This window comes from Paenibacillus sp. HB172176 (assembly GCF_011947265.1).
Classification (GTDB): domain Bacteria; phylum Bacillota; class Bacilli; order Paenibacillales; family Paenibacillaceae; genus Pristimantibacillus.
On record NZ_JAATHD010000006.1, the window covers coordinates 65,659 to 80,928 of the forward strand.

Here is a 15,270-nt window from a genome sequence, read left to right on the forward strand (position 1 = left end):
ATCAAAAGGGAACATAATTAATGAAAGAAGACAAACAGCGTATCTCATTCATCAGGAGGCCGATTATGTATAAAGTTCTAATTGCGGAGGATGAAATGCTGGTTCGTCACGGGCTTCGAAGCATGATGAACTGGAGCTTCTACGGCATGAATGTGATTGCGGATGTAGCAAACGGACAAGAGGCATGGGAGATCTTCCTGAAAGAAAAACCTGATATTGTCATTACCGATTTGAAAATGCCTGTGATGGGCGGAATGGAATTAATTAAAAAGATAAGAGGGGAAGGCGCAAGCAAAACAAAAATTATTATTTTAACCTGTCTGGAGGAGTTTGGGCTTGTTAAAATGGCGATGGAGTACGGTGTATCCTCGTATATTCTAAAGTTGACGATGTCCACGCAAGAAATGGAAAACATCTTGCAAAATGTGAAAGAGGAATTGATGCTGGAGCGAAGCCCGTCGACCGCTATGCCGCTGGATGACCTGAGTTTAATCAAGGGCAAGCTGATGCGCGAATTTATTTTCAGCAGACTATACTCTGCCTCCGAGTTCGCTGAGAAGGCCAGGCGGCTCAAGATGAAGCTGGCGCCGGAGAGACTGGTTGTCTGCGTGATGCATATTGCGAATTATAATGATTTTATTGCGCGATTTAAGGACGAGAAGGGGATTTTGGTGCAATTCGCACTGAATAATGTGTTGATTGAAATTTTGGATCATGGAAATATTGGAGAGGTTTTTGTAGACAAGGAAGAGAAGTATATCATCGTCATGAATATAAGCGCCGTCTCCGACGAGTGGGCGGTCAAAGGGAAGATTGCCGGAGTGTTGAACCGAATACGGGATTATCTCTCCTTGTATTATGATTTGAAGGTATCCTTCGGCATCAGCGAGATCGGCAACGGCTTCGCACGATTGCCAGCTATGTATATCGAGTCGGCTCAGGCGCTGGAGCAAAGCTTCTTCATGGGCAACGGCGATTATTACTATGGCTGCGAGGTCGACATTGAACAGCTTATACGAAAAATTGGCGACGGACTGCAGCATATTCTAGGCTTGGTCGAAGCACCTGCCATTCGCAATCTTATAGCCGGCATGGCGCAGTCGCTTCATCCGGATTGGCTGCAATCAAGAAGCAGCGTGCTGAAGTGGTTCTCCAGATCGTTTCAGGAAACGATTCCCTTGCTGTTCTCGCAGCCTTCCGACATGGAGGAAGCCAGAGAAGCGTATCTGGACAAGCTGAGGCGATGCGATAATATAGACCGAATGATGGAGCTGTTCACACAGCTTGTGCAGGAGACCAGGGAGTCTCCCATGCTGCTGAATCAGTCGCATACCAAGGAGATCGCTCATGCCATTCGCTATATCAATGAGAATTATCATAAGGATATTTCGTTGAACGATGTGGCGGGGATAGTGGGCTTAAGCCAAAATTACTTGAGCGCGCTTTTCAAAAAAGAAGCGGGCGTCAAATTTGTCGATTATTTGTCCAATGTTCGGGTGGAAAACGTAAAGCGCCTGCTGCGGGAAACGCAATTGAAGGCGTATGAAATCGCGGAAATGACGGGATTCTCAGATGTGAGCTACTTGTGCAAGGTGTTCAAAAAAAATACGGGCACGGTTCTGAATGATTATCGCAAGAGAGAGAACGGGGCAATGGACAGTCATGAGGAATAAAGCCGGCATTCATTTCTTCTCTTCGTTGAAAGCGCAACTGATTCTGTCCTTCATTCTGCTTAGCGCGCTTGTTCTTGCCTTGAATTCGCTGTTAAGCTATCGTACCAGCTCGCAGCTATTCCAGAATCGCATTGAAGATGAAACGCTCCGAAACTTTCGGCAATCCGAATACAATATTACAACCTATCTGAATGAAATCGAAAAGCTGACCAATTTAATCTCCATCGATCCGAGCGTTCAACAGCTGCTGGTTGAAGGCATTGATAGCGAGCCCGATACGATTGTCGCGATTAATACGTTTATTGCTAAAATGACCGGCTTTATGTCCGAATACAGCTATCTGGATTCAATCTACATGGTGACGGATGAAATGAAGATTGTTGGAACGAATCGAAGGAACGTCCTATTGATGAGGGAAGGAGTGCGTAAGGAGGCCTTTCAGCGTTCGCTGGTTTATACGGCAGGGAAAATCAGCCATCCGAAGACCTCGTTTATAGGAGGCTACACCTTCGGCGAGCTTGGGGAAGGGTGGTTGGAGACTACTGTTTCGACGCCCTCGAAAGCGATTGTAGCGGTTAAAGGGATCGGCCTGGGTCTTCAATTCAAACAAATCGCAACGCTGATGATCGTTATAGATGAGCAAACCTTAAGCGCGATTTACGGGAAATTTTCCGATACGGGATCCGGCAACATCTCTCTGTTAAATGAAGCGGGAGAGGTGATATCAAGCACCGATTCGGCTGCCATCGGCAACAAGTATCCCTATGCAGAGAACGTAGTCAGTACGAATGCCAGCGGAAGCTTTACAGAAAAGCTGAACGGCGAAACGATGCAAATCGTCTACTACACGATGTCCGACAATCAATGGTCGCTTGTCAACGAAGTGCCAACAGCGGTTTTTTCCAGCGATATCGTCAAGCTGCAGCGAACCAGCATGGTTATATTTATTTGCAGCATCTTGTTTATTTCCTTCCTGTTTGTCTTCTGGGCAGAAAAGTTTACCAAGCCGTTAAATCAGCTCCTATATTCCATCCGGGAAGTGGGCAGAGGCAAGGTAGGATCGGTCGTCAAGGAAGTGCCCAACAATGAGATTGGCTTGTTGATTAACCAATTCAACCGAATGTCGCTTGATATTCTCCATCTGATTCACGAGAACAGCCAGATGGAGCGAAGAAAACGCGAGCTTGAAATGGAAATGCTGCAGAATCAGATTCAGCCTCACTTTCTCTACAACACGCTCAACACAATTAAGTGGATGGCGCTCGCCATCAAGGCCGGTCATATCGCATCAAGCATCGAAACTTTGGGGCATATCATCCGGCCGTTGTTCAGAAATAAGGAAATGTTCTGGGAGATTGGCGAGGAAATGACGTACATTCAGCATTATGTGCGCATTATGAGATATCGATACGGAGAGGATCTTATCCTTATCGTCCATTCGAATGCGTTCATCCGGCAGCATAAGATTCCGCGTCTTGCGCTGCAGCCGCTGGTGGAGAACGCCATTCTGCATGGCATGAAGAACAAGGACGAAAATAAACGGATTGAAATTTCAATGGATCATTCCAGTGAGGATATCGTCATCTGTGTAGCTGATAACGGCGAGGGCATGCCGGAGGGTCTTGCGGAGAGGCTGAATCGTCAATTTCTGCAGGATGCTTCGCTGCAGTCGGACAGCGGCGACGGTATCGGACTGCGTAATGTGGACAATCGGATCAAGCTGCATTTTGGAAGCAAATATGGCTTGCACATTCAGAGCGACACCGACACAGGAACGAGCGTATATTTGAGCATACCGACCAAAATAAAATAAAAAAACAGCCCCCGTTCGTTTGATGAACGAGGGTTTTTTGTGGGTTCATTCGTGGAATCATAAAATTTAACCATTTCCATCATAAAAAATTACAAGCCCGGCGCTCATCTCCTCTCGAATAGGGAATAATCGTAATTATTTACAAGCTGATCTGAAATGGTTATATTTGCTCGTTTCGCCGGTCTTGGTACGATAAGGACACAACAGAATGGATGGAGAGGGATTCAGAATGAAGAACGAAGAGAGGACGATGAATAGAAAACCGTTTAGCGGAATTCAGAAGAGGCGGCTGTATTTGTCCTTGTGCGCGATTCCGTTTGTTGTGTTCTACCTGACATTCAGTTACGCGCCTCTGGCGGGATGGTTGCTTGCGTTTCTGAACTTCAAGCCGGGCATCCCGCTGGATAAAACGCCGTTTGTCGGCTTGGGCAACTTCGATATTATCCGGCAGGATTGGTCGAATACGATTCGGGTTATTCGCAATACGCTTGCAATGAACGCTTTCCTGATCATCTGCGCACCGCTCCCTGCGGTTTTCGCGATCTTTCTGAACGAGATGAGAAGCAAGCGCTACAAAAAATTCGTTCAAACGGTAACGACGCTGCCCAATTTTATCAGCTGGGTCATTATCTTTTCCATCTCCTATGTTTTTTTCTCCAGCGAGGGCTTGCTGAACGCGCTATTGGCGCTGCTTGGCATGGAGAACAGCTCCTCCAATATTATGGGCAACGGAGACGCCGTCTGGTATTTCCAAACCGCGCTTGGCGTCTGGAAGACGCTTGGATGGAATGCGATTATTTATCTCGCCGCGATATCAGGCGTAGACAATGAATTGTATGATGCGGTTTACGTGGATGGCGGGGGAAGATTTCGCAAGATTTGGCATGTTACGGTGCCAGGCATTATGCCGACCTTTGTTGTTTTGCTCATCCTGCAGCTCAGTAGTATTTTGACGACGGGCATCGACCAGTATCTGGTATTCCGCAACCCGCTTGTCGCCGATGCGATTGAAACGATTGATTTGTATGTGTACCGGCTAGGCATTCAGAATAATGATATTTCGTATGCGACCGCCGTGGGCATGATTCAGACGCTCATCAGCATTATGCTGCTGTTTGCCGTTAATCGCTTCTCGAAAAAAATAAATGGACAATCTATCATCTGATCGCATCAAAGGAGGCTTGCCGACATGAGAGTAAGCGCGAATCGAAAAACGGGAGCGGGGACCGCGCTGTTTGTGTTTCTTAATTATGCTGTCTTCACTCTGTTTACGCTGCTTTGCCTGTATCCGTTTTATTATATTCTGATTTATTCGCTCAGCGATCCGATTGAGGCGCAGAAAGGCTTGTTTCTATGGCCGGTTGGCTTTAACTTGAACAGCTACGCCGATGTATTTCAGATCAAGGCCATCTACAATGCCCTGTTTATCTCCATTGTAAGAACGATATCGGGCACCTGCATTACGGTGCTGAGCTGCTCCTTCCTCGCTTATCTGCTTACCCGGCCGGAGCTTTACTTGCGCAAGACAATCTATCGCTTTGTCGTGATTACGATGTTTTTCAATGCCGGTCTGATTCCGTATTATATGACGATTAAATCAATTGGTCTTATGAACAGCTTTCTGGTCTACATCATACCGACGGCGTTATCGGCCTTTTACGTCATCCTGATCAAAACCTATATTGAATCGCTGCCGGAGTCGATGTTCGAAGCCGCGATGCTGGATGGCGCAGGATTTCTTCGCATCTACTCGCTGATTGTCATGCCGCTGTCCAAGCCGATTATTGCGACAATCGCCGTCTTCTCCGCCGTTGGACACTGGAACAACTGGTTCGATAATTATTTGTTTGTCTCTGATCCGGATTTGCGCACTCTGCAATATTTGCTCTATACCTATCTGACTCAGGCGGAGAGCATTGCCGCCAGCGTCAGGGAATCCGGAACGGCCAATATGGAAGCGATGAAGAACGCCATGATCCTCTCGCCGCAGACGGTTCGCATGACGCTTACAATGGTCGTCGTTCTGCCGATCCTTGTCGTGTATCCGTTCTGTCAAAAGTATTTCACGCAAGGCATTATGCTTGGAGCAGTCAAAGGCTAGGATGAATGCAGGATGAATCAACTGCCATGCAGTTGTTAATCAAATACATGAAATTTGGGGGGAAGCGTATGAAGCGGATTATGAAGTGGAAATTGCTGCTGATTGTTGTAATGTCGCTAGTTCTGGTATTTCTTGCCGCATGCAGCAAGAATGGCAATGAGGGGAACAAGGAGGCAACCGAAAACGGCGGCAGTACCGGCGAGAGCGAGCCCGTCCATCTGACCTGGGGCATTCAGGGAGATACCAAGGCCAACGATTCCGGCTGGCCATACGACACGATTCAGGAAATGGAAAAGCAGCTCAATATTAAATTCGATATAGTGGATCTTCCCGAAGAAAAGCTTAAGCTGATGCTTTCCTCCGGTACAGAATTGCCGGATATTATCACGACGGGCAATCAGGACATCGCCAAGCAAATGATTGAGGGAGGCTTGGTCATTGCGATGGATCCTTATCTGGAGCAATATGGCTCCGATATCGTCAATAACTTCCCACTAAGAGCGAATTTCTCCAGAAAATCATTAAGCGACAGCTCGGAAAATCTCTATTGGGTGCCTTTCCAAGCGGGCAATGACGGCTTTACCGGGAGCTTCGGAGTCGGTTATTTCACGCGTTGGGATTATTTCAAGGAGCTTGGCGCGCCCGTTATCGGCAGCGACGAAGAGTACTTGAAGATGATAGCGGAGATGGTGAAAGCGCATCCGACAACGGAAGACGGCAAAAAAACATACGGCTTCGGCTTGTTTACGGACTGGAATAAATGGCCGTACGTTATGCTGAAGAGCAGCACCAATTTTGTAGTCGATTGCAATGCCGGCTTCTGCGATGTGAGAACGAATGAAATTGTGGATATGTACAACGACGGGGACAATATTTTGTGGCAAAGTCTGCAATTTTATAACAAGGCGAATCAAATGGGCATCTTCGATACCGACAGTCTGGTTCAGAAGTATGCCGATTACACGGGGAAGATTACCGGCGGTCAATATATGTCTGTGCTCGGTTCCTGGATGTTCAATGATTTCAATACCGCTCAAGCTCAGAAAGATCCGAATACGCTGGCTGCCTATGAACCGATTCCGATTGAAGGCATGAGTGCCTATGCCAACGCGAATTATGAAGCGGGGCTTGCCAACCGACTTGTCGGAATTACCAAAAGCAGCAAAAACCCGGCCAAAGCGGTCGAATTGATCAATTTCCTTAATTCCTATGACGGCATTCGCTTGCTTCAAAGCGGTATTCAAGGCGTGCATTGGGATATGGTGGACGGCAAACCGCAAATGAAGGAAGAAGTGCTGAAAGCTGCGGCAAGCGGCGACGATAAAGTGAAGAAGGAGTGGGGTCTGCAGTTTGACGTTAACTTCGCCGGCATTTCTCCAGGGGAAACGCATCCCGACGGCGCTCCGCTCAGCTTGTTCAACACAACGGAAGCCTGGAAGCTTAGCATGACGGCCGCAGATAAGGATTTTGCCGAGCACTATGGAGCGGAAACCAAAAACGATGTCTACATTAACCTGAAGGAAGAAGGCAAGTTTTTCGATATCAGCACATGGAAAACGGGCATTAACGCGCTGCTCGAATCGCCGCCTGACGATATTAAGCGAATCGGCACTCAGTTGGAGGAAATCTGGCTTAGAGGCGCGCCTTCCGCTATACTGGCCAAAACCGACGAGGAATTCGAAGCGGCGAAGCAGGATACGCTGAAAAAGCTGAAAGCGGCAGGCTCGGAGAAATATTGGGCATGGTATCAAGAGGCATGGGAGAATGCCAAGTCCAAATACGCCGAATTTGCCAAGTAAGCCGGGGGCTCCGATATGAAATCATTAAAGCAGTTGATCGCAACGGCCGATTTGCGTTATGAAGGAATTGAGCGAATAGCGGAAGCGGGTCTTCCTTTTGGAAACGGGAGGATGGGAACGCTCGTTTGGCTGACGCCGAGGGAGCTGCGCATGCAGATTAATCGTGTTGATTTGTTCGCCAGCGATGCGGCATCGACCTCTTTCTCCGACCTTGATTCCGATTATTACGGAGGCTGCGGCTTGATTGATATTCAATTTGGCGAGGCCGTGTTCACAAGTCAGACGCGTCAGCATTTGTCGGTATATGATGGAAGAATCGAGATTGAAGCGGAGCAGGTGCATATCGCCTGCTTCGCCCTCCCTGATCAGGACGCGTTTATCGTGGAGATTACCGATAGGCGCGAGCTTCCGAAGCCGATATCCGTTCATCTTCGAACGATGCGAGGCGGCAGCGAATATACGGTTGGGAGACGACCGTATATTCATCCGTCTCTGCGTAAGGATGGGGCATACACGTATGTAAGAACACATCATCATCTTGCCACCTCTATATTGCATCAATCAAATAGACGACTCTCCTTGACGCAGATTTTTGAAGAGGGGCAATACGACAGCCGCTCGTTCCTTGAACTGGAAGGCTTTGGTCGGACTGCGGAGGCATGGAATCGCAACAGCGCGGAATCGGTGCTGACGTTTGAAGCAGGACGCGGCTCATTAACGGTAGCGATCGCAACCGCCCAATCCTTCGATCGGCAGGAGAAGCTTTGCACTGCGCTATCTGCCATCGGCGCGGAGTCGTTTCCGGCGTTGTCGGCAAACGCAAGAACCTGGTGGCATCAATTCTGGTCGAGAGCGCCTCTTATGCGACTGGAAAGCCAGGACGGTTCAGCGAATGCGGTTGCTATGCATGCCGTCTTTTTTCTATATCTGATGGCAAGCGTGTCACGGGGCAGCCATATGGCTCGATATGCAGGTCTTCTCTTCAAAACGGCCGGCGACTTCGGAATGTGGGGGGCGCAATATTGGTGGCATAACCAATCCTGCTATTACTCGCCTTTGGTTGCAGCCGGCTGCTTCGAGCTTGCCGACGCGTTCTATGAACAGATCTGGAACAATAGAGCCGCTTACCGAACAGCCGCCCGGCAGCAGTGGGGCAGTCAGGGGATGTTCATACCGGAAACCTGCTGGTTCAACGGCCCTGACGAATTGCCGGAATCGCTTGCTTCGGAAATGGAAGAGCTTTATACCAACAGGAAGCCATGGGAGGAAAGAAGCGCAGCCTTCAGGCTCAATGCGGAAGGCCGCAACCCCTTCGAATCCCGATGGAACTGGCAATGCGTTGTCAAGCCGGAGGATGAGGAGACTGTTGCGCCTTACAGCTATGTGAACCATATTTTCTCGACTACGGCCAAAATCGCTTATTTGTTCTGGGTGAGATATCGGACGACAGGCGATGAGGACTGGCTTCGGAACAGAGCCTATCCGATGCTGAAGGATGCAGCTGATTTGTATTTGCATTTGCCCTTTGTGGAGGAGGGGGAGGATGGTTATCTTCATCTGCGTCATGTGAACAATCACGAGGACATGTGGGACGCAAGCGATACGATATCCGAGCTTGCGGCCATTCACGGCATACTTCCGATTGCGGTTAAAGCTGCGGAGATTCTGAAGCTCGATGAAGAGCATCGTCATGTATGGAGTGTCTTCGAGCGCCGTATGACGCCTATTCTGACAAATGTCAGCAAGGGAACGCTGGCGCCCCGACAGGAAGGCGAGGAAGAATGCTGGAGCAGCGGCGCAGGTCCGGTGCGACGCGGACGCGAGTCGTATTACCACGCGATGGATCCTGTTATCTTGTACGACCTGATAACGCCGGCTACTCCTGACTCGAGGCAACGCAGCCTTGCGGAGAGCACTTATCGCAAATGCTTGCAGCTGCGAGGCTTCGGCACGTCAGCTTGCAGTATCGGCGAGCTGGATCCTTTCGTTATTGCTCCCGGAAGAATGGGGGATAAGGAGGCTGTCGAGCAATTTGTGCCTAAGCTGCTTCTGGAAGTTTCGCCGGATAATTTCTGCGATCCCGAGGGCTCCGGCTTTACAGTCATTCTTGATAATCGATTGACTCTGAGAGAAGGTCCGCAAGCGATTTCGGGGCAACGTATGGGTCAGGCAACGGAAGCGATGATCAATGCGTTATGCCGCGCGTTCCCGCCTTCTCCTGCGGAAGAGCCCGTGTTGCATCTGTTCTCCGCGTTGCCGGAGAGCTGGGACGCCGAAATTCGGCTGCCTGCCGCCAACGGCTATCAAGTGGAGGCGTGCAAGAGAAATGGAACAATCGAATATGTGAAATTGACAGCGTCACGCGACCTTCCCTTGCTCGTGTGCAATCCCTGGGGGGAGAGGGAGGCGGTCATTGATTATGGCAGCCATTCCGAGCGGCATTCGGGCAAGCAGTTTCAGGTGAAGGGCAGTTGCGAGCTGTCCGAAGGGGCAGGAGATTAAGCAGCACATAATGGCTAATATCAAATGTCGTCAGGGCGTTCCGCGAACCATAGCGTCGCGGAACGCTTTTTGTGCTAACTATAGCTTATAAAATTTCGAGTAACGTACTTTCTAAGACGATTCTAGCGATAGATAATTATGCAACATCTGAACTTGTGAATAAATAAATCGAAGAAACAAGACTTTGTGTTAGATCCCCAATTCGTGTTCCACAAAGACACCCCTCCTCTTCCCTAAGCGAGTGCTTCGCTTGCGGCAAACAGACATCTTCGCAATTATCCAGAAAAGCTGAAGCTGTTCTATTTGACAAGCAGATACGAATTTGTTCCGATATGCACATTCATAGTTAGATGCATGTTCATAAAATATAAAACATTAAGGAGGTGTCTCAATTGAAAAGCAGCGTGCAAAAAAAACAAAAGAAGCATACTCGGCAAGTAGTCGTCCGAAAAAAAGTCTTGTCAGCATCATGTTCAAACTCTAGTCATGTGAGTAAAAAAAAACGAGGAAATAAAAGAAAGGTGATTAAATGTAAGAAGCTGATTCTCATCAAAGGTCCAAAAGGTTGTAGAGGAGCAATAGGCCCAACTGGCCCAACTGGGGCAACTGGTCCAACCGGCGTAACCGGGGAAACTGGTGATAGAGGTCCACGAGGCAAACGTGGTCATGAAGGGCATCGTGGTAAGAAAGGAGCAACCGGAGCAACCGGAGCAACCGGAGCAACCGGAGCAACCGGAGCAACCGGAGCAACCGGAGCAACCGGAGCAACCGGAGCAACCGGAGTAACCGGAGTAACCGGAGCAACCGGAACAACCGGAGCAGACGGAGCAACGGGTCCGACCGGCTCGACGGGAGCGGAAGGAGCGACGGGTCCGACCGGCCCGACGGGAGCGGAAGGAGCGACGGGTCCGACCGGCTCGACGGGAGCAGACGGAGCGACGGGTCCGACCGGCCCGACGGGAGCAGACGGAGCGACGGGTCCGACCGGCCCGACGGGAGCAGACGGAGCGACGGGTCCGACCGGCCCGACGGGAGCAGACGGAGCGACGGGTCCGACCGGCTCGACGGGAGCAGACGGAGCGACGGGTCCGACCGGCTCGACGGGTCCGACCGGCCCGACGGGAGCAGACGGAGCGACGGGTCCGACCGGCTCGACGGGAGCGGAAGGAGCGACGGGTCCGACCGGCCCGACGGGAGCGGAAGGAGCAACGGGTCCGACCGGCCCGACGGGAGCAGACGGAGCGACGGGTCCGACCGGCCCGACAGGAGCAGACGGAGCGACAGGTCCGACTGGACCGACCGGTTCAGCAGTCGAGCTGGGTGGTATTCAAACTCAGCTTTTGGAAGCTCCAGTTTCAATAGACGATGGTGACAATGTTGTATTTGACACGTTAGTCAATGATCAAAGTTCGAATATCAGTTACAATTTGGGGACTGGAGAGTTTACGATTTCGGCAATTGGTTTGTATTATGTTGAATGGTGGGTCAGTACAGATGGAGCAGGCACTTCCCCGTCTGTCACTTTTAGTATTCTTTTGGATGGCGGTGGAGATATTTCGGCTTCCTCGCCAATTCCAACCGGGCAACTAAATGGCAGTGCTCTTCTATCAGTTGCAACTGTACCGGCCATTCTTACTTTGGTTAATGCTACGGGGCAGACTGTGGGCTTTGGGCAAACACCTGTTCAAGCCAATATAGTCATTTCAGAAGTCAATGTGCCCATTTAACGCTGGTTTCAAAGGAGGTTAACATGAGCGATATATTATTACAGTTGGAACTTCTTAGTTCTGGTACAGTGAATACCGGAAGTAATATTGTCTTTGATACAATCGTATACTCTTCCGGGAATATTAGTTATAACGTTGTAACCGGAGTAATTACTTTTAATGAAGCGGGCAGATATGTTTTGAACTGGTGGGTTTCTACTCAATCTTCCTTTTCTACTAATGGAGCTGTATTTGCCCTCAGTTCTTCCCAAGGCGATTTTCTTGAAGGAAGCTCTCCTATCAAGACAGGGGTCGTACCCGGATTAGGAGTTATTGAAGTTAGTGCTGCGCCAGTAACCTTATCGTTGGTTAATGCCAGCACTGCTGCAGTTTTTCTTCCGACATTCATTCCTTTGAAAGCATCTCTTGTTATCGTGCAGGATGATGTTTCAGTTCCCGGACCGACAGGTCCCACCGGGCCAGCAGGGGCGACTGGCCCAACCGGTCCGACAGGACCTGTCGGACCAACGGGAGCAGATGGAGCAACCGGCCCAACCGGTCCTTCAGGCGGTCCCGCAGGGCCGACTGGTCCAGAAGGCGCGACGGGTCCGACTGGAGCGAACGGAGCAACAGGAGCAACGGGCCCAACGGGAGCAGATGGAGCAACGGGTCCAACCGGCCCAACAGGTACTTTCGAGCCTAACCCATTCGACGTTTATGTTTTGGAGGGTGCAGTTGGAGGGGATGGAACTCAAGCTAATCCGTTTGGCACGATTCAACAAGGAGTTACAGCTGTTTCTCCGACAGGTACTGTACATGTGCTTGGCGGAACTTATCCGATTACTTCACAAATAACAATCAATAAAGCTGGAGTAACAATTCAAGGTTATCCGAATACACTTATATCCTTACAGTCAGCCGTTATAGCGTTTCTTGTAACCGGGGATGGCATTACTATCGACGGATTAACGATTACAAGCGATAACCCTTATGCAGTAGAATTCATTCAACTCTCGGGAACCAACCATTTGCTTGTTAACAATGTGATATACGGACCGCCTCAAGCGGGTCCTTCCACTGGTTGGGTTGTGAACAGGGGATTTGTTACACAATCGAATGTAGTGAATTTAATTGTAAGAGACAATATTTTTTATTCAATGAGGCAACCGGCTTATTTAAATCCAAATTCTCAAGGTCATATTATAAATAATATTGTTTACAATACTCGCGGCTTTGTTGTTGATGGGGCAGTGTTCGTATTTTCAGGCAACTCATGGGGCAGTCCCGTGAATGCAGTCGATATTGCTTTGTTAGTAGGGACTGTCTCTGGACCTCCATATGATCCTTTAACCGATTTGGCAGCTAATAATAACGATGCTTCAATTAGTGATCAGAGATAGACGAGATTATCTTAAACCTTCAGTAAATCAATAATTCGTGGACAGAAAGCATATTGAAACGATATACATCAATAGGATATCCATTTCGCTATTCAAGCGGATGGGTATTTTTTTTCATTAAACCATGGGATAAACAGATTAGCATTGAAAGCTCGTTGTTCGGGGACCGGAGTGATTTGGAATTGTAAGGCTTTATGGATTACGACGAGGGTAAGCGCGGTAGACTTTCTTCTCGAAAATAGGCAGATGGCGTCCTGTTTGCAACCCGTTCGTGCTACACAAATTGTATGTTGTACGAATAGGGACACTTGGCAGCTTTGGCGATAAGGAAGATTTGTCCGAAATGTCGTCTTTCATGTCCCTTTTGTTTAGAGCCTGGACAGACGGATAGCTTCTAAAATGTAAATATGACGCAACGGGAGGTATGCATGTGAGTTTTTCCTTTGATATTCCCCATTGGAGAAAGATACGATTAATAGTCAATACCGATGCCAAGAATGAGGCGGACGATCAGTATGCGATCGCGCATGCGCTGTTAACGCCAAGATTTATCGTAAAGGGCATTATTGCGGCTCAATTCGAGAATAATGCCGAAGGAACCGGACGCGTGGATACGATGCTGCAAAGCTATGACGAGGCGTGCAAGATTATAGAGCTTATGGATATGACAGGGCGTGTTCCGGTTTATAAAGGAGCGGCTTCCGCTTTGCCAAGCGAGCATGATTCTCTCATGTCGGAGGGCGCGGAGGCCATTATCAAGGAAGCGATGGCGGAGGACGATAAGCCTTTGTATGTTGTGTTTCTTGGTCCTCTGACAGATCTTGCCGCAGCTTATCTGACCGAGCCTCGCATTGGCTCTCGATTGAAGGCGATCTGGATTGGAGGGGCCGCATGGCCGCGAGGCGGCTGGGAATTCAATCTCCGAAACGATATTCATGCAGCGAATGTTGTAATGAATTCCAATATCGAGCTATGGCAAGTTCCTAATCAGGTATACTGCACGATGAGGGTCAGCATTGCCGAGCTGATGTATAAGGTCAAGCCTTACGGAAAAATCGGGGAATATCTGTTCCGACAACTGATGGAGTACAATGAACAAGCGACAAGCCCCGGCTGGCCCAAGGGAGAGATGTGGGCCATGGGGGATTCGCCGGCCATCAGCTTGCTGCTGGACGAGCATGACTATGGCTATGAGCTCAAGCCTGCTCCTAGAATAACATCGGACATGTATTACGTGCATCACCAGACGGAACGGAAAATCAGGGTTTATCACACCGTTGACGCCAGATTTACGCTGGAGGATCTGTTCGCCAAGCTCGCTCTGACCTACGGAGCTGGAGCTCGCGAATGAGCGGAATTCAGTCTGAAGCAGGTAGGCGTAACCCCGGTCGCTTTCTTGAATTGTCTCATGAAATGTGTTTCAGTGTTGTAGCCGCACATCTCGGCAATTCGGGCGATGGCGATATCCGTGGTGGATAACAAGTATTTGGCGCGTTCGATTCTGCTGGCAATCACATCGGCCACTGGACTGACGCCGAAATAGTGCTTGTACAAATGCTGAAAGCTTGATCGGCTCATGGATAAATCATTCGCCAGGCAATCAATTGTCCATGGGAGAAAGGGCTGATTGTAGATTTTCGAGCGGAAAATGGACAGCTTGTGGTAATGAGAATTTCCCCGATTCAAGCCCGGCTCGTGTATGCTGTTGCTCAGCTTCAGGAAGAACAGCTTCAAGGAGGTCTCCAGAGTATCCATGCGATTCCGACTGCCGGTATACATTTCATAGCATAATTGATTGATCAGCAGCGACAACTCACGTGCATTCCCGATTTGCACAAGCTGATTTCTCGGAATATCGAGCGTCTCGAGAAACCGAATTTCCTCCTCATTCATCTGAAAATGAAACCAGTCATTGGAAAATACGGAGCCGAGCGCGCGATATGATTGGGGAACATGCTTGTCGTAGAGAATAAAGGAGTCTCGTTCGGCGGCAACCTCGCGGTTTCCAAAAAAGAATAGAGCCGGACTTTTAAGCAGCAGAAGAAGATAGTCGCCGGAGCCGCCAGGCCGATGAATGCGGAAGTTCGCATCATGACGATGATGGTACCCGATTCTGACAAGTTGCATGGAAACCTCCAGATTGAAATATGAATGGTTGATATCTATTCTAATCTCGACAGAGCGGAGTTGCAAATGATGGTTTGCACAATAGGTCAGCAAATAAGGACGAAGCGCAATTGTCTCGCGCGTTCCAATTTCTTATGCTAGTCGTATCC

At 49.2% G+C, this 15,270-nt stretch carries 9 protein-coding genes and 1 pseudogene; 9 read left to right on the top strand and 1 reads right to left on the bottom strand.

Features of this window, described 5'->3' with window-relative positions; translation table 11 throughout:
• Positions 1 to 65: 65 nt before the first annotated feature.
• The 9 genes and pseudogenes from HFP08_RS10510 to HFP08_RS10555 all read left to right on the top strand — a co-directional run bounded on the left by HFP08_RS10510 (position 66) and on the right by HFP08_RS10555 (position 14,345).
• Entirely contained in the window at positions 66 to 1,673 is a 1,608-nt protein-coding gene (locus HFP08_RS10510) for a response regulator (RefSeq protein WP_168120562.1), read from the top strand.
• Entirely contained in the window at positions 1,624 to 3,486 is a 1,863-nt protein-coding gene (locus tag HFP08_RS10515) for a cache domain-containing sensor histidine kinase (protein WP_168120563.1), read from the top strand. The genes HFP08_RS10510 and HFP08_RS10515 overlap by 50 nt, the downstream gene beginning before the upstream one ends.
• Before the next feature lie 229 nt (positions 3,487 to 3,715).
• Entirely contained in the window at positions 3,716 to 4,651 is a 936-nt protein-coding gene (locus HFP08_RS10520; protein WP_240941273.1) for an ABC transporter permease subunit, read from the top strand.
• Between the two features lie 24 nt (positions 4,652 to 4,675).
• Positions 4,676 to 5,587, top strand: coding sequence for a carbohydrate ABC transporter permease (locus HFP08_RS10525; protein WP_240941274.1), 912 nt, complete (start codon positions 4,676 to 4,678; stop codon positions 5,585 to 5,587).
• A gap of 68 nt (positions 5,588 to 5,655) precedes the next feature.
• Complete coding sequence (locus tag HFP08_RS10530; protein ID WP_168120564.1) at positions 5,656 to 7,386, top strand: type 2 periplasmic-binding domain-containing protein; 1,731 nt, start codon at positions 5,656 to 5,658, stop codon at positions 7,384 to 7,386.
• Between the two features lie 15 nt (positions 7,387 to 7,401).
• Positions 7,402 to 9,888, top strand: coding sequence for a glycosyl hydrolase family 95 catalytic domain-containing protein (locus HFP08_RS10535; protein ID WP_168120565.1), 2,487 nt, complete (start codon positions 7,402 to 7,404; stop codon positions 9,886 to 9,888).
• A gap of 521 nt (positions 9,889 to 10,409) precedes the next feature.
• On the top strand, positions 10,410 to 11,615 hold the full coding sequence (locus tag HFP08_RS29500; protein WP_277345847.1) for a collagen-like domain-containing protein: 1,206 nt from the start codon (positions 10,410 to 10,412) through the stop codon (positions 11,613 to 11,615).
• A 437-nt stretch (positions 11,616 to 12,052) separates the two neighbouring features.
• Positions 12,053 to 12,283, top strand: a pseudogene (locus HFP08_RS29690) (hypothetical protein); the annotation flags it as partial.
• A gap of 1,141 nt (positions 12,284 to 13,424) precedes the next feature.
• A complete protein-coding gene (locus HFP08_RS10555; RefSeq protein ID WP_481856558.1) occupies positions 13,425 to 14,345 on the top strand; it encodes a nucleoside hydrolase in 921 nt (306 codons plus the stop codon).
• Here HFP08_RS10555 and HFP08_RS10560 read toward each other — a convergent pair.
• On the bottom strand, positions 14,321 to 15,121 hold the full coding sequence (locus tag HFP08_RS10560) for a helix-turn-helix transcriptional regulator (protein ID WP_168120568.1): 801 nt from the start codon (positions 15,119 to 15,121) through the stop codon (positions 14,321 to 14,323). The two genes, HFP08_RS10555 and HFP08_RS10560, sit on opposite strands and share 25 nt — an antisense overlap.
• Between the last annotated feature and the right edge of the window lie 149 nt (positions 15,122 to 15,270).